Source organism: Lacrimispora sinapis, assembly GCF_043633585.1.
Lineage (GTDB): Bacteria > Bacillota > Clostridia > Lachnospirales > Lachnospiraceae > Lacrimispora > Lacrimispora sinapis.
Window position 1 is genome coordinate 1,716,790 of the sequence record NZ_CP141832.1, and the last position, 20,731, is coordinate 1,737,520.

At 41.6% G+C, this 20,731-nt stretch carries 17 protein-coding genes and 1 pseudogene; 17 read left to right on the top strand and 1 reads right to left on the bottom strand.

Features of this window, described 5'->3' with window-relative positions:
* Positions 1-152: 152 nt before the first annotated feature.
* The 5 genes and pseudogenes from VIG27_RS07930 to galE all read left to right on the top strand — a co-directional run bounded on the left by VIG27_RS07930 (position 153) and on the right by galE (position 5,609).
* Positions 153-1,163, top strand: a complete 1,011-nt coding sequence (locus VIG27_RS07930) for a LacI family DNA-binding transcriptional regulator (protein ID WP_394526991.1) — start codon at positions 153-155, stop codon at positions 1,161-1,163.
* Between the two features lie 36 nt (positions 1,164-1,199).
* Positions 1,200-2,606 (top strand): carbohydrate ABC transporter substrate-binding protein, encoded by a 1,407-nt coding sequence (locus tag VIG27_RS07935; RefSeq protein WP_394526994.1) that lies wholly within the window; start codon positions 1,200-1,202, stop codon positions 2,604-2,606.
* Between the two features lie 55 nt (positions 2,607-2,661).
* A pseudogene (locus VIG27_RS07940) lies at positions 2,662-3,596 on the top strand (carbohydrate ABC transporter permease).
* Entirely contained in the window at positions 3,596-4,435 is an 840-nt protein-coding gene (locus tag VIG27_RS07945) for a carbohydrate ABC transporter permease (RefSeq protein WP_394526996.1), read from the top strand. Before VIG27_RS07940 ends, VIG27_RS07945 begins: the two are co-directional and overlap by 1 nt.
* A 154-nt stretch (positions 4,436-4,589) precedes the next feature.
* Entirely contained in the window at positions 4,590-5,609 is a 1,020-nt protein-coding gene (galE, locus tag VIG27_RS07950; RefSeq protein WP_394526998.1) for a UDP-glucose 4-epimerase GalE, read from the top strand.
* A 332-nt stretch (positions 5,610-5,941) separates the two neighbouring features.
* On the opposite strand, the gene VIG27_RS07955 is transcribed toward galE, so the two are convergent.
* Complete coding sequence (locus VIG27_RS07955) at positions 5,942-6,280, bottom strand: hypothetical protein (protein WP_394527000.1); 339 nt, start codon at positions 6,278-6,280, stop codon at positions 5,942-5,944.
* A gap of 323 nt (positions 6,281-6,603) precedes the next feature.
* Between VIG27_RS07955 and VIG27_RS07960 the strand changes: the two genes are divergently transcribed.
* From VIG27_RS07960 to VIG27_RS08015, 12 genes are all read left to right on the top strand, one after another.
* Entirely contained in the window at positions 6,604-7,926 is a 1,323-nt protein-coding gene (locus VIG27_RS07960) for a putative DNA modification/repair radical SAM protein (protein ID WP_394527002.1), read from the top strand.
* A gap of 3 nt (positions 7,927-7,929) precedes the next feature.
* The gene (locus tag VIG27_RS07965; protein WP_394527004.1) at positions 7,930-8,709 is read left to right on the top strand and encodes a TIGR03915 family putative DNA repair protein; all 780 of its coding nucleotides are present in this window, start codon (positions 7,930-7,932) and stop codon (positions 8,707-8,709) included.
* A 170-nt stretch (positions 8,710-8,879) separates the two neighbouring features.
* Complete coding sequence (locus tag VIG27_RS07970) at positions 8,880-10,427, top strand: YifB family Mg chelatase-like AAA ATPase (protein WP_394527006.1); 1,548 nt, start codon at positions 8,880-8,882, stop codon at positions 10,425-10,427.
* A complete protein-coding gene (dprA, locus tag VIG27_RS07975; RefSeq protein WP_394527008.1) occupies positions 10,414-11,514 on the top strand; it encodes a DNA-processing protein DprA in 1,101 nt (366 codons plus the stop codon). The genes VIG27_RS07970 and dprA overlap by 14 nt, the downstream gene beginning before the upstream one ends.
* Before the next feature lie 14 nt (positions 11,515-11,528).
* Positions 11,529-13,598, top strand: a complete 2,070-nt coding sequence (topA, locus tag VIG27_RS07980) for a type I DNA topoisomerase (protein ID WP_394527011.1) — start codon at positions 11,529-11,531, stop codon at positions 13,596-13,598.
* A gap of 133 nt (positions 13,599-13,731) precedes the next feature.
* Positions 13,732-14,547 (top strand): GTP-sensing pleiotropic transcriptional regulator CodY, encoded by an 816-nt coding sequence (gene codY, locus VIG27_RS07985; protein WP_394527013.1) that lies wholly within the window; start codon positions 13,732-13,734, stop codon positions 14,545-14,547.
* Between the two features lie 239 nt (positions 14,548-14,786).
* A complete protein-coding gene (rpsB, locus tag VIG27_RS07990) occupies positions 14,787-15,527 on the top strand; it encodes a 30S ribosomal protein S2 (protein WP_394527016.1) in 741 nt (246 codons plus the stop codon).
* Positions 15,528-15,655: 128 nt separating this feature from the next.
* Complete coding sequence (gene tsf, locus VIG27_RS07995; protein ID WP_394527018.1) at positions 15,656-16,579, top strand: translation elongation factor Ts; 924 nt, start codon at positions 15,656-15,658, stop codon at positions 16,577-16,579.
* A 128-nt stretch (positions 16,580-16,707) separates the two neighbouring features.
* A complete protein-coding gene (locus VIG27_RS08000; protein ID WP_394527021.1) occupies positions 16,708-17,625 on the top strand; it encodes an ABC transporter permease in 918 nt (305 codons plus the stop codon).
* A gap of 17 nt (positions 17,626-17,642) precedes the next feature.
* Positions 17,643-18,683 carry an ABC transporter permease gene (locus VIG27_RS08005; RefSeq protein WP_394527023.1) on the top strand — a complete coding sequence of 347 codons (1,041 nt, stop codon included), beginning with the start codon at positions 17,643-17,645 and terminating at the stop codon, positions 18,681-18,683.
* 15 nt (positions 18,684-18,698) lie between these two features.
* Positions 18,699-19,709 carry an ABC transporter ATP-binding protein gene (locus tag VIG27_RS08010; RefSeq protein WP_394527026.1) on the top strand — a complete coding sequence of 337 codons (1,011 nt, stop codon included), beginning with the start codon at positions 18,699-18,701 and terminating at the stop codon, positions 19,707-19,709.
* Positions 19,709-20,686, top strand: a complete 978-nt coding sequence (locus VIG27_RS08015; protein WP_394527452.1) for an ABC transporter ATP-binding protein — start codon at positions 19,709-19,711, stop codon at positions 20,684-20,686. The genes VIG27_RS08010 and VIG27_RS08015 overlap by 1 nt, the downstream gene beginning before the upstream one ends.
* Positions 20,687-20,731: the final 45 nt, after the last annotated feature.

Consider the following 20,731-nt stretch of genomic DNA (forward strand, 5'->3'; position numbering starts at 1 on the left):
AGGATTATATTTTTAAACCATATGTAAAAATGCACATAATACAAGCCTGTATTATATATAAAATATATAAAATTATAAAAATATATTGATTTTACTCAGAAATAGGGGTATAGTGAAATTACGAAAACGATTAAGTTAAGAGGAAGAGACATATGATTTCTATGAAAGAACTGGCGCAGCATTGCGGAGTATCCGTTGCCACTGTGAGCAAAGCACTCAATGACCAGAGCGACATCGGTGAGAGCACCAAGAAAAAAATAAAAACAGCGGCGGAAAAGCTTGGATATTATCCAAATGCAGCAGCCAGGTCCTTAAAGACGAATAAAAGTTATAACATTGGGGTTTTATTTGTAGATGAGGCAAACAGCGGCCTTACCCATGAGTATTTTGCGGCTGTACTGGAGGGGTTTAAGGTGGAAGCGGAGAAACAGGGATATGACATAACTTTCATCAACAGCCAGATTGGGAAGAAAAAGGTTTCCTATTATGAGCACTGCAGATACCGGAATGTGGATGGAGTTGTAATTGCCTGTGTAAATTTTGACAATCCGGAGGTAATTGAGCTTCTGGCAGGTGATATTCCGGTGGTCACCGTTGACCATATCCATGATAACTGTTCTTCGGTCTTGTCAGACAATGCAAAAGGAATTGAAACGCTTATGGAATACATTTATGGAAAAGGCCACAGAAAGATCGCATACATTCATGGACAGATGAGTACAGCCGTCACAAAGGCGAGACTCACCAGCTTTTACCGTTTTATAGAAACTCACCGGATGGAAATACCGGACAGTTATGTGATCGAGGCAGATTATCTGGATGTCAGTGAAGCGGCAGCTGCAACCAAAAAGCTGCTGGACAGAAAAGATCCGCCTACCTGTATTCTCTACCCGGATGATACCGCATTGATCGGCGGTCTGAATGAAATACGGGCGAGAAATTTAAGGGTTCCGGAGGATATCTCCATTGCAGGATATGATGGCAGCCGGGTATCCCAGCTTTTGAATCCCAGATTGACCACCATACGCCAGGACACAGCGGCCATCGGCAGGCAGGCAGCAAAAAAATTGATAGGCACCATCGAGAAACCAAAAACTACATTTACAGAGCAGATCATTGTGGAAGGAGAGCTGCTCCTTGGGGAATCGGTTGGAGATGCATAAGTATCAAGATAGTTTTATAAGAAAAGGAGAGGTAATATGAAGAAGAAGGTAATCAGTGGATTGTTGTGTGCAGTTATGGCAGCGTCATTGGCTGCAGGCTGCAGCTCTGAGACCACTCAGAGCCAGGGCACAGGCAAAGAAAGTGCTGCAGAGACTACAAGTAAGGCTGGGGCGGCTGAAAAAGGGGCAAAAGGCGAAGAGGGGAAAGTGATCAATATTTATGTCTGGAATGATGAGTTCAAGACAAGATATGAAGATTATTATGCATCAAAGCTGCCTGAGGGGTATAAGGTCAACTTTGTAACAACTCCAAACGAAAATAATGCTTATCAGAATGCTCTTGATGAAGCTCTTTTAAATCAGGCGGATGCCAAGGCAGATGATAAAGTGGATATGTTTCTTGTTGAGGCGGATTATATATTGAAGTATGTGAATTCAGACAGTACCCTGGATTTAAAAGAAATTGGAATTACGGATGAGGATATGTCTAAACAGTACGAATACACAAAGGTGATCGCCAAGGATTCCAACGGGGTGCAAAAAGGTATTTCCTGGCAGGGCTGTCCCGGACTTTATATTTACCGCCGTTCCATTGCAAAAGAAGTTCTTGGAACCGATGATCCGGCAGAAGTACAAAAGGCAATCAAAGACTGGGATTCCTTTGATAAGACTGCAGAGAAAATGAAGGAAAAAGGCTATTATATGGTATCTGGCTTTGATGACACATACCGTACGTTTTCCAATAATGTATCTGCTCCATGGGTAGATGGTGATCAAATAGTCATTGACCCCAATATGGAAAGATGGATCGAGCAGACAAAGAATTATACCGATAAAGGGTATAATCAGAAAACCATTCTCTGGTCCGCAGAGTGGGCATCCGGCCAGGGTCCGGAAGGAAAAGTATTTGGTTACTTTATGCCGGCATGGGGCGTAGATTTTACTATGGCTAAAAATTCTCTTGCAGTAGCAGAAGCTGACGGAGGAAAGCAGGAGGCTGGAAACGGTTCTTTTGGTGACTGGGCGGCAACGACCGGACCGGAGTCTTATAACTGGGGCGGAACCTGGATTTGTGCTGCAGCCGGAACCGATAATGCAGATATCGTGGCAGACATTATGAAGACCATCTGCTGCGATGATGATACCATGAAAAAAATCGTAAAAGAAAAAAATGATTTTGTAAACAACAAACCCATTATGGAAGCACTGGCAAAGAGTGATTATAAATCAGCATTCCTTGGAGGCCAGAATCCATTGCAGATGTATTGTGATGCGGCAGAAAACGTCGATATGAGCAAGATTTCTCCTTATGATCAGGGAATCAATGAGAGCTTGCAGACGGCTATGCATGATTACTTTAACGGAACTGTAGACAAAGAGACGGCGATGAAGAATTTCTTCACCTCGGTCAAAGAAAAGTACCCGGAATTAAAGACCGAGTAGCGGTAAAATGCAGGGCGGATAGTTTCCGCCCTGTAAATGAGCAGGAGGTTTTACAATGGTAAATAAAAAAAAGGCAAAGACCAGAAAAAAAGTCAGCTATGCCAAATGGGGATATATTTTTCTGATTCCTTTTTTGCCACCTATTTGATATTTTCCTTTATCCCACTGGTAAATACATTTTATAACAGTCTGTTTGAGAATTACCGTTCCGGGCTAAAGCAGATCGGCCCTACTTTTGTGGGATTACAGAATTACATTTCGATTTTCCAAAGCGATCTGCTGAAATATCTTGGAAATACCATGATATTGTGGATCATTGGTTTTATTCCCCAGATTATGATCTCCTTGATTCTGGCTGTATGGTTTGCGGATTTCCGGATGAAACTCCGGGGGAGCAGCTTTTTTAAAACAATCATTTATCTGCCCAATGTGATTATGGCTGCCTCTTTTGCCATGCTGATATTTGCTCTGTTTTCTGACGATGGTCCAATGAATAACCTGCTGATGAGCATGGGCTTGTCTGATCGTCCTGTTCGTTTTCTGGCAACGGTTTGGGGAACAAGAGGGCTGGTCGGTCTAATGAATTTCATGATGTGGTTCGGAAATACCACGATTCTCTTAATGGCAGCAATCCTTGGGGTAGATGCTTCCCTGTTTGAAGCAGCCTCCATTGACGGAGCAAAACCCCTGCAGATATTTACGAAAGTGACCATGCCTTTAATAAAGCCTATTTTTATTTATGTGCTGATCACATCTCTGATCGGCGGTTTACAGATGTTTGATGTTCCCCAGGTGCTGACCAACGGAAAAGGGTTTCCTGACAGAACCAGCATGACCTTGATTATGTTTTTAAACAATCATCTATACAGTAAGAATTACGGAATGGCAGGCGCTCTGTCTGTCATATTGTTTTTCATTACGGCAGCGCTCAGTCTGGTGGTATTTTTTGTGCTGACGGGTGCCGGTAAAAAGAAGGGGGGAAGTTACTGATGAGCAGGCTGGCAAAGCTTAAAAAAGCGGTAGTATATACGGTACTGTTGCTTTTGACATTTTTGTGTCTCTTCTTCTTTTACTGTCTGGTGATCAATGCCACAAGGTCTCATCCGGAGATTTCAAAGGGATTTTCTTTTATACCCGGGAAATCATTTGCTGCCAATCTATATAATGTACTGCATAATGAAAATCTCCCGGTTTTATATGGGATACGAAACAGTCTTATCATCGCCGGAAGCTCTGCGGCTTTATCCGTGTATGTTTCCGCAATGACGGCATATGCGATTCACGCCTACGAATTTCGCCTTCGTAAGGCGGTTTACTTATTTATTATCCTCATCATGATGATCCCCACACAGGTGACCACCCTTGGCTTTTTAAAGCTCATTAACAACATGGGTCTGATGGACAGTTTTATACCACTGATCCTGCCTTCTATGGCAGCACCGGTTGTATTTTATTTTATGGTTTCCTATTTTGAGAGCAATCTTCCTCTCGAAATTATAGAATCCGCCAGAATTGATGGCTCCAATGAATTTTATACCTTTCATGTGATTGTGCTCCCTATTGTAAAACCCGCGTTGGCAGTACAGGGAATATTTGCATTCGTAGCTTCCTGGAACAACTACTTTGTTCCGTCTCTTGTGCTGAAATCCAATATAAAAAAGACGCTGCCAATTTTGATTGCCCAGCTTCGGAGTGCGGATTTTCTGAAATTTGACATGGGCCAGGTCTACATGCTGATTACCATTGCCATTATTCCCGTAGCGGTAATCTATTTGTGTCTATCCAAATTCATCATTGGAGGAGTGACCGCAGGAAGCGTCAAAGGTTAAGAAATTTATAACATTGTATGAAGATTTTCACTGAAATCAGATTTGAAAGAAAAATCGAAAAAAACTATAGGTTTTTCTTAGAATTATCCATTGTCATTTTAATGTTCTCTGCTTATAATGTTCATAGACATACATATTTTAAGGAGGAAACGAAATGGCAATTTTGGTTACTGGAGGTGCTGGCTATATTGGTAGCCACACTTGTATTGAGCTGTTAAATTCAGATTACGAAGTTGTGGTAGTGGATAATTTGTGCAATTCCAGTAGGGAATCCATGGAACGTGTCATGGAAATCACCGGAAAAAAGCTGACTTTTTATGAAGCGGATCTTTTAGACCGGGCTGCGCTGGAACAGATTTTTGAAAAAGAGAGCATTGAGGCCGTGATTCATTTTGCCGGACTGAAAGCAGTCGGAGAGTCTGTATTTAAGCCGCTTGAATATTATCATAATAATATTACAGGAACCTTGATTCTTTGCGATGTGATGAGAAATCATGGCGTGAAGAACATCGTATTCAGTTCTTCTGCGACTGTATATGGAGACCCTGCATTTGTTCCCATCACAGAGGAGTGCCCCAAGGGAGATATCACCAACCCCTACGGACGTACCAAGGGAATGCTGGAGCAGATTTTAACAGATCTGCATACAGCAGATTCTCAGTGGAATGTAATGCTTCTGCGCTACTTTAATCCAATTGGGGCTCATAAATCCGGCAGGATCGGCGAAAATCCAAAGGGAATCCCGAACAATCTTCTCCCTTATATCACTCAGGTTGCAGTTGGAAAATTAGACTGTCTCGGTGTGTTTGGCGGCGATTATGATACCCCTGACGGCACCTGCGTCCGTGATTATATTCATGTTATGGATCTGGCAGACGGCCATGTAAAAGCTTTAAAGAAATTTTCCGGCAGCGAAGGCGGAGTCTGGGTATATAATCTTGGTACGGGGGTTGGCTACAGCGTTCTTGATGTGATCCATGCATTTGAAGAGGCAAATGGTTTAAAGATTCCTTATGTCATGAAAGACAGAAGACCAGGGGATATCCCTCAATGCTATGCAGATCCTTCAAAAGCAGAAAAAGAACTTGGCTGGAAAGCAGAGCGGAGCTTAAAGGATATGTGCTGTGATTCCTGGAACTGGCAGAAAAACAATCCCGAAGGATATACCAAATAAATAATTTTAGAAATTATTACATGAGAAATGGGTTAAAAAGCATACGCGGCCACTTTGCGGGGGCCGCGGTATTTTGTTGCTTTGATCAGACTTTTCTGCTGTAATCATTCTTTTATTTCGACGGACAATTGTTTACTGCTTTAATCAAATTATGTATGAATTTTATCACAAAGCATATTGCAAAAACCGGTGTTTTCCTGGATTTGTCATCTAGGTTCTCCTTTAAAGGCATTATTTTCTTATTCGTCTAATCAATCATCTTTTCTATAGAAAAATCATTTGTCTAAAGAGTATTAATATAAGGAAGAGATTTTTCTACCTGCAAATAAATTTTACAATCCAAATACATTTTTTTCCTTCCGTTCCTTCATCAAAATGTATTTTGTTTCAAAAAATCCTCCCATCCTTAATATTGTAATAGCTATATAAAGAATACTTGGAATACAAAATAAAAACAGCCCTTTTTTTAATAGGAAGAAAGCCCTTTGTTCTATCTGCCACAGGATTTCAAAAACCAAAACCCAAAAGACAAATAGTTTCAATCCATGCAACTTCTGAGTCTGTCCAATAGGTTTAGTTGAATTCAAAACAACTCCGCTGGAGGTACATGCTACATCATACTTGGCCGCATCTGATAAATCGGAATCTCTTCTATATAAATACCCTTTCATTAAAATAAGACCATCACACATAATAAAATAAAAAGTAATAGGATAATAATTGAAATATTAAAACCTAGTACACAAAAGCTTCAAACATAAAAAATTGAGAACTCATGGCTCCATATTCCCCAAATAAAAGCATCCATGTTAAGGGTACAAATAATTGGAATACCAGAAAGTGCTTTATTAATTATTATAAATATGGAAATTAAAAATCAGAAAATAAAAAAGGAAATTACAACCAACACAGAACATATATTCGAAAAAACTTGAAAAAGATTATGTTATATGTTATTATAAAAGAAAAAAGAACGTGCGTTCGAGGAGGATAAATGCTGATACAGGAAGAATTAAGTATTCAGGAAAAACTTGAGATATTATCAGATGCTGCCAAGTATGATGTAGCATGTACCTCCAGCGGAGTTGATCGAAAAGGGAAGGCCGGTACTCTGGGGAATACATCAAAAGCAGGTATTTGCCATAGCTTTTCTGCAGATGGCAGATGTATTTCTCTGTTGAAAATACTTTTTACCAATCAGTGTGTTTATGACTGCAAATATTGCATTAACCGCAGTTCCAATGATGTTGCCCGTACCGCATTTACTCCGGAGGAAGTGTGCCAGCTGACCATACAGTTTTACCGGAGGAATTATATTGAGGGATTGTTTTTAAGTTCCGGTATTTTACACAGCGCGGATTATACCATGGATCTAATTTATCAGACACTAAAAAAACTGAGAGAGGAATACCATTTTCACGGTTATATCCATGTAAAGGCGATACCGGGTGCAGACCCGGTTTTGATTGAAAAGACAGGATTTCTTGCGGATCGTATGAGCATTAATCTGGAATTGCCTACAGCAGATGGACTTAAAAAATTGGCACCAGGCAAAAGCAGAAATAAAATTCTGACACCAATGAAGCAGATTCAGAAAGGTATTACAGCCAATCGGTTTGAATTGATGGAGTATAAAAAGGCGCCGGCTTTTGTACCTGCTGGTCAGAGCACGCAGATGATAGTTGGAGCAACTCCGGAGAATGACTTTCAGATGATGATGGTTGCTGAAGCTTTGTATCAGAAATATGATTTGAAACGGGTATTTTATTCCGCCTTTGTTCCGGTGAACCACGACAGCAGCCTTCCCTCACTTCCGGGTGGACCTCCTCTTTTGCGGGAGCACAGACTCTATCAGGCAGACTGGCTTATGCGGTTTTATGGTTTTCAGGCAGGAGAACTGTTGTCTGAAGAACGTCCTAACTTTAATGTTCTTTTGGACCCCAAGTGTGACTGGGCGCTGCGCCATCTGGAGTTATTTCCGGTGGAGATAAACAGAGCGGATTATTATACACTTTTAAGAGTTCCGGGAATGGGAGTGAAATCAGCACAGCGGATCATTGCAGCCAGAAGGAATGGAGCACTTGATTTTGATGCATTAAAAAAGATCGGAGTGGTATTGAAACGCGCGATGTATTTCATTACCTGCTCCGGAAGAATGATGTATCCCACAAAACTGGACGAAGATTATATCTCCAGCCATTTAATTGGGGACGAAAGGAGAAAAGTCTTGGATATTACTTCTATAGGCAGTTATCGCCAGCTTTCTCTTTTTGACGACGTGAATTCTCCGGTGCTTACCGGGATAGGAGGGGCTTAATTGATGAAAACTGTCTATTTATGCGAGAACAGTGTAGAGGGGATACTAAGCGGAGTATATACTGCATGGACCAGCAAAAAGGGACATAATAATGTAAAACTGCAGGTTGCGGAAGAAGAGGGTACCATGGAACTGTTCTGTCAATATGAAGAGGTTCCTGTCAGTTTAGAGAATGCACAAAAAGTAGTACAGGCAATTAAAAAAAAGATATCAGGAGAGGCGTATACGGCCGTTTATAAAGCAGCTCTCAGTATAGATTCGGATCGGGCGGACAAGATTTACCGATATCTTGTTTATGGATTTCATATAGGTTCTCCCGTTGTCTCCATGCTTCAGCTCCCGGCGGTTTATGACATATTTCAAATATGCCGTTTTATCGATAATGAAACTCATCTTCTTACAGGATTTGTGCGTTTTAGTGAGATGGAAGGCGGTCTTTTAGTTGGCCGGATAGGACCCAAAAATGATGTATTGGTGCTTTTAGCCCCTCATTTTGCAGATCGAATGTCGAACGAAAATTGGGTACTATATGATGAAAAAAGGAAAAAGGCGGTCCTTCATCCTGCAAACCACAGGTGGTTTTTGGCGGATCTTAGTTCTTCAGAGTGGGAAACGAAGTTAAAGAAGGGTTTTGCAGAAGATGAATATGAAGCGCTGTTTAAGTGTTTCCGAAAAAGTATAACAATTAAGGAACGAAAAAATCCAATATGCCAGCAAAATCATATGCCTCTTCGCTACCGCCCTTATATGCCGGAATTTTCCGATGGATTAAAAGATACTTAAGAGGTGACGTATCTGTGTCGGCCAATGGTTGTGAACAAAGGTCTTGCCTTTTTCTTCTTTTTCGGTTATGATGAAATCAGGTTCCGTATCAGGAGCGTTCATGTGCATTTCTGCACGAATTTCCATGAAAGAAGAATTATAAAACTGAATAAGGAAAGGATGAGACAACTTTGTACAGCAAAGTTCATAGTGTTGGCATTACAGGTGTGGAGGGAGTGCCTATATTGGTGGAAGCAGATGTCAGTGACGGTTTGCCGGGGTTTTCCATGGTTGGATATCTATCTTCCCAGGTAAAGGAGGCGCAGGACAGAGTGCGTACGGCATTGAAGAATTCCGGTTTTAGAATTCCTGCAAGAAAGGTCACAATTAATCTTTCCCCTGCAGATATTCGTAAGGAAGGAACTGCATTTGATCTGCCGATTGCAATTGCCATGCTGGCGGCCTCCGGTCTGGTAAATGCCTCTTTTTTGGAGAATTGCGTGATTTCCGGAGAACTGGGGCTTGATGGAAAGATCAAACCGGTACATGGAGCATTGTCTATTACTGCGGCTGCAAAGAAGGACGGAAAACCGGTTTGTTTCCTTCCGCAGGAAAATATCAGAGAAGGCTTAATAATAGAAGGAATACAAATTATAGGAGTGGACCATCTGAAAAAATTAACAGATGTGCTCAATTCTCCGGAACTTCCGAAACAAATTGCGTACCGGGAAGTTCAAATGCTTCAGCAATCAGAATCATATGATGTCGATTTTTCTGAAATTGGAGGTCAGCCGTTGCTGAGGCGGGCCACAGAGGTGGCTGTGGCGGGGAGGCATAACATTCTTTATATCGGTCCGGCAGGAACAGGAAAATCAATGGTGGCCAGGCGGATTCCTACGATTATGCCATCGTTGTCGTTGGAAGAGACCATAGATATTTCTAAGATTTACAGCGTCGGAGGTCTTCTTACCCCGGAGATCCCTTTGATGACCAGAAGGCCGTTTCGAAGTCCTCATCATACAATCAGCCCCCAGGCTCTTGCCGGTGGCGGGCGGATACCCAAACCAGGAGAAATCTCCCTGGCTTCCGGAGGCGTTCTGTTTCTGGATGAATTTCCTGAATTTAAAAAAAGTACCATAGAGATATTAAGGCAGCCTCTGGAAGAAGGAAAGATTACTATTTCCAGAATTTCCGGCGCCTATGATTTTCCTGCAAATTTTATGCTCGTAGCTGCAATGAATCCGTGTTCCTGTGGATTTTATCCCGACCGGAGCAGGTGCAGATGTTCCGAACAGCAGGTGTATAAGTACTTAAGCAGAATCTCAAAACCCCTTTTAGACCGGATTGATATATGTACAGAATCCAGAACTGTCACCTACGAAGAACTGGAGCAAAAGGCCGGAGGGGAATCTTCTGCTTCGATTCGCAGGCGGATCGAAGCGGCCAGACAAATTCAGGCGGAACGATATCATGGAAGGAAAATCTATTTTAACAGTTCCATGAAAAAGGCAGAGATTGAACAGTTTTGTAAATTGGGGGAAACAGAACGTGTCTTTTTAAGAAAAATCTATGAAACACAGAGACTTAGTGCAAGAAGTTACGAGAAATTGCTTAAAGTATCCAGAACCATTGCTGATTTGGAGGGTTCTGAAAAAATCAGAAAAACCCATCTGGCAGAGGCTGCCGGTCTGCGCAGTCTGGAAGGAAAATACTGGGGAGGAATTTATGGACAATCATGAAGAAAAAGAATATTTGTATTGGCTTTGTCATGTTTCTGCTCTGGGAGCAGTAAGCATTAGAAAACTGCATGAGTATACGGGAAGTTACAAGAAGATATATAATATAGAAGGAAAAGAATTACAGCAGCTTGGACTTTTAAAACAATCACAGATTACTGCGTTTGAGGAAAGCAAATTAAAAAGAGATGTTTACAGGCGGGAACTGGAAGAATTAGAGTATCAAGGCATCCGTTTTATTACGTCTGGTGAGTCCGGATATCCCAAGCGTCTTCTGGAAATTTACGGATATCCTGCGGGAATATTTTTCAAAGGAAGGCTTCCAGAGGAAGAACGTCCGTCAGCGGCTGTTATTGGGGCAAGAAACTGTACCAATTATGGGAGGCAGATGGCAACCTATCTGGCAAGAGAACTTTCTCAAGTAGGCGTTCAGATCATCAGTGGGCTTGCCAGCGGAATTGATGGTGCCGGACATAAAGGGGCTTTGGAAGCGGGTGGAGATACCTATGGAATATTGGGCTGTGGGATCAATATTTGTTATCCCAGGGAGAATTATGGTTTATTTGAACAGATGCAGGGAAAAGGAGGAGTTATTACGGAATTCGTGCCCGACGAAGCACCGAGGCCTCGCAATTTTCCCATGAGAAACCGGATCATCAGCGGTTTATCGGATGTAATTCTTGTAATTGAAGCGCGAGAAAAAAGCGGTTCTCTGATTACAGCCAATCTTGGACTTGAGCAGGGAAAAGAGATTTTTGCCCTTCCTGGAAGAGTCACGGACCCTTTAAGTACCGGTTGCAACCAGCTTATTTCTGATGGTGCGGCAGTGATTTTAGATCCAGATTCCGTGCTGGAGTATTTTAAATTACAACATGGTAAAATATTAAGAGTTCATGAAAAAAATAAGAACGGGCTTGCCAAAAAAGAAAAAATGGTGTATAGTTGCCTAGATTTACAACCAAAGAATTTAGAAGAGATTGTATCTATAAGCGGATTGTCTGTCAGTGAATGTATGAGTGCACTTTTAGAATTGGAATTTAAAGGTCTCATTTTGCAGACATCCCATCAATATTATGGTAAGAAACTATAGGCGAGGAGTTTGGTATGGCGAACTGTTTAGTAATTGTAGAGTCACCGGCAAAGGTAAAGACGATAAAAAAGTTTTTGGGGACGAACTATGAAGTAGATGCCTCTAACGGTCATGTAAGGGATCTTCCTAAGAGCCAGATGGGGATCGATGTAGAGAATGATTTTGAACCTAAATATATAACGATCAGGGGAAAGGGGGATATTCTTGCCAAACTTAGAAAAGAAGTAAAAAAGGCAGACAAAATTTACCTTGCAACGGACCCTGACCGCGAAGGAGAAGCTATTTCCTGGCATCTTATGAAGGCTCTGAAGCTGGATGAATTAAAAGAAAAACAGGTATTTCGGATCAGTTTTAATGAGATTACAAAGAATGCTGTAAAAACTTCTTTAAAGACTCCAAGAGCGATTGATATGAATCTTGTGGATGCCCAGCAGGCAAGAAGAGTTCTGGACCGCATGGTTGGATATATGATCAGTCCTCTACTTTGGGCAAAAGTCAAGAGAGGTCTGAGTGCAGGCCGTGTTCAGTCTGTGGCACTGAGGCTTATTTGCGACAGGGAAGAAGAAATAAATGCTTTTATACCGGAAGAATACTGGAATCTGGAGGCTGATTTAAAGCAGGAAGGAAGCAAAAAGATTCTTAAGGCAAAATTTTATGGTGATAAGAACGGCAAGAGGGCGATTCATGCCAAAGAGGAACTGGATCAGATTCTCAGCGGACTTGAGAATCAAACCTATCAGGTAGAGGAGGTAAAAAATGGAGAAAGAGTAAAAAAAGCTCCCATCCCATTTACAACCAGTACTCTTCAGCAGGAAGCCTCCAAAGTACTTAACTATTCCACCCAGAAAACTATGCGTCTGGCCCAGCAGCTTTATGAAGGTGTGGAGATTACGGGACATGGAACAGTAGGTCTTATTACTTATCTGCGTACAGATTCTACCAGGATCGCAGAAGAAGCAGATACAGCAGCAAGAGAATATATTGAAAAACAATATGGCAGTCAATATGTGGCAAAGGGCGAGCAAAACAAAAAAAGCAATGTAAAGATTCAGGATGCCCACGAGGCAATCCGTCCTACTGATATTACCTTAACACCGGTAAAGGTAAAAGAATCTTTGCAGAGAGATTTATTCAGACTCTACCAGCTGATCTGGAAGCGGTTTACCGCCAGCCGTATGCAGCCGGCAGTCTATCAAACCACCTCTGTGAAAGTTAGGGCCGGTGAATATACATTTTCTCTTTCTGCATCAAAACTGTCATTTGATGGCTTTATGTCTGTTTATGTGCAGGATGATGAAAAGGAAGAAGCAAACGTTTTATTGGGAAATTTGGAAAAAGGAAGCGTATTGAAACTGGAGAAGCTTGAAAGCAGCCAGCATTTCACTCAGCCTCCGCCCCATTTTACGGAAGCATCCTTGGTAAAGGGAATGGAAGAACAGGGCATTGGACGCCCCAGTACTTACGCTCCTACGATTACCACCATCATTGCCAGGCGGTACGTAGCTAAGGAAAATAAAAATCTCTATGTAACAGAACTTGGAGAAGTTGTCAACCGCATGATGAAAAAAAGCTTTCCAAGCATAGTAGATATTACCTTTACCGCGAATTTGGAATATCTTCTCGATAAAGTAGGTGACGGCTCAGTCCAGTGGAAGACTGTGGTAAAGAACTTTTACCCGGATTTAAAAGATGCGGTCGATAAGGCGCTTGTGGAGTTGGAATCCGTAACCATCGCCGATGAAGTGACGGAAGAAATCTGTGAGCTTTGCGGCAGAAACATGGTTATAAAGTATGGCCCTCATGGCAAATTCCTGGCTTGCCCGGGATTTCCTGATTGTAAAAACACCAAACCATATTTGGAGAAGATCGGAGTGCCTTGTCCAAAGTGCGGAAAAGAAGTTGTCATAAAGAAAACCAAAAAAGGCAGAATTTATTACGGCTGTGAAGACAATCCGGAATGTGACTTTATGTCATGGCAAAAGCCATCTACCCAGAAGTGTCCGAAATGTGGTTCTTATATGATTGAAAAAGGAAACAAATTGCTTTGCTCAAATGAACAGTGCGGATACAGTGCAGATAAGTAGGAAAAAAGAATAATTATTAAGAAAATCGAAAATCTTCAAAAAACTATTGTTATTTGAAAATAATAATGTTAATATTTATATATTAAAGATTTATTTTGGATTTTCAAACAAATTCATAAGGAGGTTTTCGGCTATGAGCGTACAGTTGTTGGACAAAACTAGAAAAATTAATAAATTATTGCATAATAATAATTCGCATAAGGTAGTGTTTAACGATATCTGTGAAGTGCTGACCGAGATCCTGAATTCCAATATTCTTGTGATCAGCAAGAAGGGAAAGGTGCTTGGTGTAGGCCTGACACCTGATATTGACGAAATTCAGGAGTTGATCGCAGATCAGGTTGGTGGATATGTAGATATAATGCTGAATGAGCGGCTGCTTAGTATTTTATCAACTAAAGAAAATGTCAATCTGGAGACCCTGGGCTTTACCGGTGATGATATCAGAAGATACCAGGCAATTATTACGCCGATTGATATTGCAGGAGAAAGGCTTGGTACTTTGTTTATTTACAAGTCAGATTCCCAGTATGATATTGATGATATTATCTTAAGCGAGTATGGAACCACGGTTGTTGGACTTGAGATGATGCGTTCTGTGAATGAAGAGAATGCAGAAGAGACCAGAAAAGTGCAGATCGTTAAATCTGCCATCAGCACCCTGTCATTTTCTGAATTGGAAGCAATTACCCATATATTTGAAGAGCTGGACGGCAATGAAGGGATTCTGGTGGCAAGTAAGATTGCAGACCGTGTAGGGATTACCCGTTCTGTAATTGTCAATGCTCTCCGCAAATTTGAAAGTGCAGGAGTAATCGAATCCAGATCTTCCGGTATGAAGGGTACTTACATCAAAGTTTTAAATGATGTGGTATTTGATGAACTAAAAGCAATTAAGGCCGGAACAGTTAAGAGCATTCCGGAACGCAGGGATATTAAGGATATTTAAAATTTAAATTATAATTTTAAGGAGCAGGTAAACATCTGCTCCTTTTTCATCAAAATTCTGGAAAGTATGCGTTTTTCAAACGTTAAATACAAAAAAATACTTGCATCGTGTAGAAAATTATGCTATACTAGCTAGGCTTATTAAAAAACACGTTTGCGGATTTCTGAGGAAGGTGCCAATATCGGTCTCCCGGGAAGCATGAGAAGCAGACGGAAGTAAAAACCAATGGAGGTAATAACATGAGTGTTATTTCAATGAAGCAGCTTTTGGAAGCTGGCGTACATTTTGGTCACCAGACCAGAAGATGGAACCCTAAGATGGCTACCTATATTTACACAGAGAGAAATGGTATTTACATCATTGACTTACAGAAATCTGTTGTAAAGGTAGACGAAGCTTATAAAGCAATTTCTGACATTGCTGCAGACGGCGGAAAAATTCTTTTTGTAGGTACAAAGAAGCAGGCTCAGGATGCGATTAAATCGGAAGCAGAGCGCTGCGGTATGTATTTTGTAAATGAAAGATGGCTCGGCGGTATGCTGACAAACTTCAAGACAATTCAGTCCAGAGTTGCCAGATTAAAACAGATTGAAGCTATGTCTCAGGACGGTACATTTGATGTGCTTCCTAAGAAAGAAGTTATCGCTCTTAAGAAAGAGTGGGAGAAATTAGAGAAAAACTTAGGCGGAATTAAAGAAATGAAAAAGATTCCGGATGCAATTTTTGTTGTTGATCCTAAGAAGGAAAGAATCTGCGTTCAGGAAGCTCATACTCTGGGTATTCCGTTAATCGGTATTGCTGATACAAACTGTGATCCTGAGGAACTTGATTATGTGATCCCAGGTAACGATGATGCGATCAGAGCCGTTAAGTTGATTGTATCCAAGATGGCAGACGCAGTAATCGAAGCAAACCAGGGCGAAGCAGTAGCTGAGGAAGCAGAAGCAGCTCAGGAAACAGAAGAGACTGTAGAAGCTTAATAATTCAGGCGATTGAATGCTTCGACCTGCTTTGATAAGCGGGTTGAGGCATTCTTTTTTACTGGGAAAAAGTTCCTGTGATATGACAGAATATAAACCGTGAAATGATATAGATGGAGGGAAAATAAATGGCGGCAGTAACAGCTGGAATGGTAAAAGAATTAAGGGAAATGACCGGTGCAGGTATGATGGATTGCAAAAAAGCTCTTGCACAGACAGATGGTGATATGGACAAGGCAGTAGAGTTTTTAAGAGAAAAAGGACTTGCAGCCGCATCCAAAAAGGCAGGAAGAATTGCAGCAGAAGGAATCGTTGCTACAATTATTAGTGAAGATGGTAAAACCGGAGCAATTGTTGAAGTAAACAGTGAAACTGATTTCGTTGCAAAGAATGCTCAGTTCCAGGCATACGTGGCAGATGTAGCTTCCCAGGTACTTGCTTCTAAATCAGAAGATATGGATGCATTCCTTGCTGAAAAGTGGGCAAAGGATGACTCCTTAACAGTTGCACAGGTATTATCCAGCCAGATTTCTGTAATCGGTGAGAATATGAGCATCAGAAGATTTGAGAAAATTGCTGCAGATGGTGTTGTTGTTGATTATATCCATGGCGGCGGAAGAATTGGTGTTCTTATTGAAGCAAGTGCAGAAGTGGTAAACGATACTGTAAAAGAAGCGTTAAAAAATGTGGCAATGCAGATTGCGGCTTTAGCACCGAAGTATGTTAAGAGAGATGAGATCCCACAGGAGTTCATTGATCATGAAACTGAAATTTTAAAGACTCAGGCTAAGAATGAAAATCCAGATAAGCCAGACAACATTGTTGAAAAGATGATCGTTGGTCGTTTAAACAAAGAATTAAAAGAATTCTGTCTGGTGGATCAGGCATATGTAAAAGATGGCGATTTAACAGTTGGCAAATATTTGGAGCAGGTCTCCAAAGAAGTTGGCGGCAAGGTAGAAGTGAAGAAGTTTGTACGGTTTGAAACTGGTGAGGGTCTTGAAAAGAAGGAAGAGAACTTTGCAGACGAAGTAGCAAGACAGATGCAGTAGTCTTAACAGGATTCTGGGGGGAATCCCATGGGTATCCATGGGATTTTTCTATTAAAATAGTGTCCGTTCACCAGTAACAAATGTTTCCATATTGTACGGACATCACAATACCAAAGGAGTTGACGAAAGTGGCTAAGTATATAATTAAGCGAATCGCTATGGCGGTTATAACAATTTTCGCTGTTGCAACGGTTACGTTCTTTGTCATGAACATGGTGCCAGGAGGTCCTTTCATGTCAGAAAAAGCGATCAGCCCACAGGCACAGGCCGCATTGAATGAAAAGTACGGACTGGATAAACCGTTGGGAGAACAGTATGTAACTTACATGAAGGATTTGCTTCATGGAGATTTGGGATTAAGCGTAAAGCAGCGCGGACGTACAGTTAATATGATTATTGGAGCTAAGTTTCCGGTTTCTGCAAGAATTGGCGGAATTGCAATTTTGACAGCTGTCTGTATCGGTGTTCCTTTAGGAAGCATCGCAGCTTTTAAAAGAGGAACTGTTATTGATAATATTATTATCGTATTCAGCACATGTGGAATTGCGGTGCCAAGTTTTGTGGTTTGTACCATCCTGATGTATGTCTTGAGTTTAAAACTGGGACTGCTGCCTACGTATGGTCTGGCTTCATGGAAAAACTACATTATGCCTGTTATGGCACTTTCCCTATATCCTTCTTCCTATATTGCACGCTTGATGCGTTCATCCATGCTTGACGTTATGGGACAGGATTATATGAGGACTGCCCGTGCAAAAGGCCTTTCTCAGATGGTGAGTATTTTTAAACATGCACTTCGTAATGCGATTCTTCCGGTAGTTACATACTTGGGACCGCTTTTGGCCTACACTGTAACAGGAAGCTTTATCGTTGAAAAAATATTTACAATTCCTGGATTAGGGTCAGAATTTATTGGATCAATTACAGGCCGTGATTATCCTCTTATAATGGGTACCACTATTTTCCTTGCTACTTTGATGGTTATCATGAATGTGCTGGTCGACGTTGCGTACAAGTTTATTGACCCGCGTATTAATCTGAAATAAGAGAAAGGAGAAAGAGGATGCCAAAGAATAAATTATCATTACAGGTTAATGTGGAAGACTTTCTCCCGGCAAGTGATGCCGAAAAAGAAAGCTTAACTGTCATGCGGCAAAGCGTCGGATTCTGGAAGGATGGAATCAGACGTCTTAAAAGGAACAAGATTGCTATGGTCAGCATCGTTGTAATCCTTTTGGTTTTTGTTTTTTCGTTTATTGTACCTCAGGTATATCCATATAGCTATGAACAGCAGATCAGAGGAAGTGAAAATCTTGCTCCTATGCAGTATTCTGAAAAAGAGCTGCAGGCCATAGAGGCAGGAGAGAGCGTGTTTCCTCATGTGCTCGGAACCGATAACTTAGGCCGTGATTATGCAGTCCGGGTTATGATGGGAAGCCGTGTGTCACTTATCGTAGGTTTGGTTGCTTCGGCCATCATTCTTATCATTGGTTCCATTTACGGCTCTGTCGCCGGATTCTTCGGCGGGTGGCTCGATATGATCATGATGCGTATTGTTGATATGATCTATACGGTACCCGATATTCTGATTATCGTATTGCTGTCGGTTGCCTTTGATCAACCGTTGAAAGCATTGGCCCAAAAACCCGGGTTTGAGTGGATTCAGGTGATCGGTGTAAACTTAATCAGTATTTTCGTCGTTTTCGCACTGCTTTATTGGGTAGGTATGGCGCGTATCGTTCGAAGCCAGATCCTTATTTTAAAAGAGCAGGAATATGTTACTGCGGCAAGAGCTCTTGGAGCCTCCAGCGGACATATTATTAAGAAGCATCTGCTTACAAACTGTATCGGTACGTTGATCGTAACAACAACATTACAGATCCCTTCTTCTATTTTTACTGAAAGCTTTTTAAGCTTCCTTGGCCTTGGTGTTGCGGCACCTATGCCTTCCCTGGGAAGTCTTGCAAGTGCTGCGTTAAATGGTCTCCAGAGTTATCCTCACCGCCTGTTTGCACCTGCTCTTACGATTTCTGTAATTATTCTGAGCTTCAACCTGTTGGGCGATGGTCTTCGTGATGCATTTGACCCGAAACTGAAAGATTAAAGGAGGAGAGAATTAATGAGTGAATATTTAGTTGATATTGAGAATGAACGTCTTTCTTTCTTTACTCCGGCAGGGGAAGTTAAGGCTTTAAATAATGTGTCTCTTCATCTGAAAGAGGGAGAGGTTTTAGGAATTGTTGGTGAATCTGGCTCTGGTAAATCGGTAACAGCGTATAGTCTTATGGGGCTTACCGCTTATCCGGGCCGGTTAATCGGCGGATCTTTAAAGTTTAACGGACATCAGATTGATAAAATGACGGAAAAGGAAATGAGAAAAATCCGTGGAAATGAAGTTTCTATCATTTTCCAGGACCCGATGACCAGCTTAAATCCTGTTTATACCATAGGGAATCAGATATGTGAAGTTATCATGCTTCATACGAATAAAGATAAAAATCAAGCCAATGAGAGGGCAAAGGAACTTCTTACTCTGGTTGGAATCAATGAACCGGAAAAGCGCCTGAAGCAGTATCCTCATGAACTTTCCGGTGGTATGCGCCAGCGTGTGATGATTGCCATTGCTTTGGCTTGTGAGCCAAAACTTTTGATTGCAGATGAACCTACCACAGCTTTGGATGTTACCATTCAGGCACAGATCCTGGAATTGATGATGGAACTGAAAGATAAACTGGGCATGGCAATCATTATGATCACCCATGATTTAGGTGTGGTTGCTAATATGTGTGACCGGATTGCGGTTATGTATGCAGGCAAAGTTATTGAATACGGCGATACGGATGATATTTTCTATAATCCAAGCCACGAATATACCAAAGGCCTGCTTCGGAGCATCCCGAAACTTACGGAAAAAGAACACAGCAAACTGGTGCCTATCGAAGGCAGCCCTGTGGATATGTTAAATCCGCCGGCAGGTTGTCCTTTTGCACCCAGATGCAGAGCCTGTATGAAAATATGCCTGCGAGAAATGCCGCCGTATACTGATGTATCGGAGATTCATTACAGTGCTTGCTGGCTGCTTCAAAAGAAAGAGTTTGAAAAACAACAGGCACAGAAGGGAGATGCATGATGGACAATAAATATCTTGTAGAAGTGCAGAATTTACAGCAGTATTTCCCTGTTTCCGGCAGTAAATTATTTGAGAAAAAGGTTGTAAAAGCTGTAGATAACGTATCTTTTGGAATTAAAAAAGGGGAAACGCTGGGTCTGGTAGGAGAATCCGGTTGTGGAAAAACCACCACAGGCCGTACGCTGCTTCGCCTTTATGAACCTACTTCAGGAAAGATTTTTTTTGAAGGAAAAGACATTACAAAAGTAAATATGCTTCCTTATCGTCAGAAGATGCAGATCGTTTTCCAGGATCCTTATGCAAGTCTGGACCCCAGAATGACGGTTGGCGATATCATTGGGGAAGCTATTGATATTCACCGATTGGCTGCCAACAAAAAGGAACGTCAGGAGCAGATCATCTCAGTTCTTTCTACTGTAGGTCTGAACTCAGAGCATGCAAACCGTTATCCTCACGAATTCTCAGGCGGACAGCGCCAGCGTGTCGGCATTGCCCGCGCATTGGCAGTAGACCCTCAGTTTATTGTCTGCGACGAGCCGGTTTCTGCACTGGATGTTTCCATTCAGGCTCAGGTTGTCAATATGTTTGAGCAGCTTCAGGAAGAACGTGGCCTTACCTATTTATTTATTGCACATGATCTTTCTATTGTAAAACACATTTCAAAAAGGATCGGTGTTATGTATCTTGGTAAAATGGTGGAGCTTGCAGACAGCTATGAATTGGCTTTTCATAGTCTCCATCCATATACCAAGAGCCTGATTTCAGCAATTCCCATTGCAGACCCTAAGTTAAGCCGTGAATCCAAACGAATCGTTTTAGAGGGAGATGTGCCAAGCCCTGTAAATCCGCCTTCCGGATGCCGTTTCCGTACACGCTGTCCATATGCAGATGAGCTTTGCGCGGCTCAGGAACCGGAATGGAAAGAGGTTGCCAGCGGCCATTATGCAGCATGCCACCATCTGGATAAAGTGAACTAAAAACTCATTGCTATTTTTCCGTTTTTATGATATGCTAGAACACAA

Excerpts from the sequence above, each read along its gene's own strand:
- VIG27_RS07930 (WP_394526991.1), top strand. The coding sequence starts at position 153 with ATGATTTCTATGAAAGAACTGGCGCAGCATTGCGGAGTATCCGTTGCC.
- VIG27_RS07935 (WP_394526994.1), top strand. The coding sequence starts at position 1,200 with ATGAAGAAGAAGGTAATCAGTGGATTGTTGTGTGCAGTTATGGCAGCG.
- VIG27_RS07945 (WP_394526996.1), top strand. The coding sequence starts at position 3,596 with ATGAGCAGGCTGGCAAAGCTTAAAAAAGCGGTAGTATATACGGTACTG.
- galE (WP_394526998.1), top strand. The coding sequence starts at position 4,590 with ATGGCAATTTTGGTTACTGGAGGTGCTGGCTATATTGGTAGCCACACT.
- VIG27_RS07955 (WP_394527000.1), bottom strand. The coding sequence starts at position 6,280 with ATGAAAGGGTATTTATATAGAAGAGATTCCGATTTATCAGATGCGGCC.
- VIG27_RS07960 (WP_394527002.1), top strand. The coding sequence starts at position 6,604 with ATGCTGATACAGGAAGAATTAAGTATTCAGGAAAAACTTGAGATATTA.
- VIG27_RS07965 (WP_394527004.1), top strand. The coding sequence starts at position 7,930 with ATGAAAACTGTCTATTTATGCGAGAACAGTGTAGAGGGGATACTAAGC.
- dprA (WP_394527008.1), top strand. The coding sequence starts at position 10,414 with ATGGACAATCATGAAGAAAAAGAATATTTGTATTGGCTTTGTCATGTT.
- topA (WP_394527011.1), top strand. The coding sequence starts at position 11,529 with ATGGCGAACTGTTTAGTAATTGTAGAGTCACCGGCAAAGGTAAAGACG.
- codY (WP_394527013.1), top strand. The coding sequence starts at position 13,732 with ATGAGCGTACAGTTGTTGGACAAAACTAGAAAAATTAATAAATTATTG.
- rpsB (WP_394527016.1), top strand. The coding sequence starts at position 14,787 with ATGAGTGTTATTTCAATGAAGCAGCTTTTGGAAGCTGGCGTACATTTT.
- tsf (WP_394527018.1), top strand. The coding sequence starts at position 15,656 with ATGGCGGCAGTAACAGCTGGAATGGTAAAAGAATTAAGGGAAATGACC.
- VIG27_RS08005 (WP_394527023.1), top strand. The coding sequence starts at position 17,643 with ATGCCAAAGAATAAATTATCATTACAGGTTAATGTGGAAGACTTTCTC.
- VIG27_RS08010 (WP_394527026.1), top strand. The coding sequence starts at position 18,699 with ATGAGTGAATATTTAGTTGATATTGAGAATGAACGTCTTTCTTTCTTT.
- VIG27_RS08015 (WP_394527452.1), top strand. The coding sequence starts at position 19,709 with ATGGACAATAAATATCTTGTAGAAGTGCAGAATTTACAGCAGTATTTC.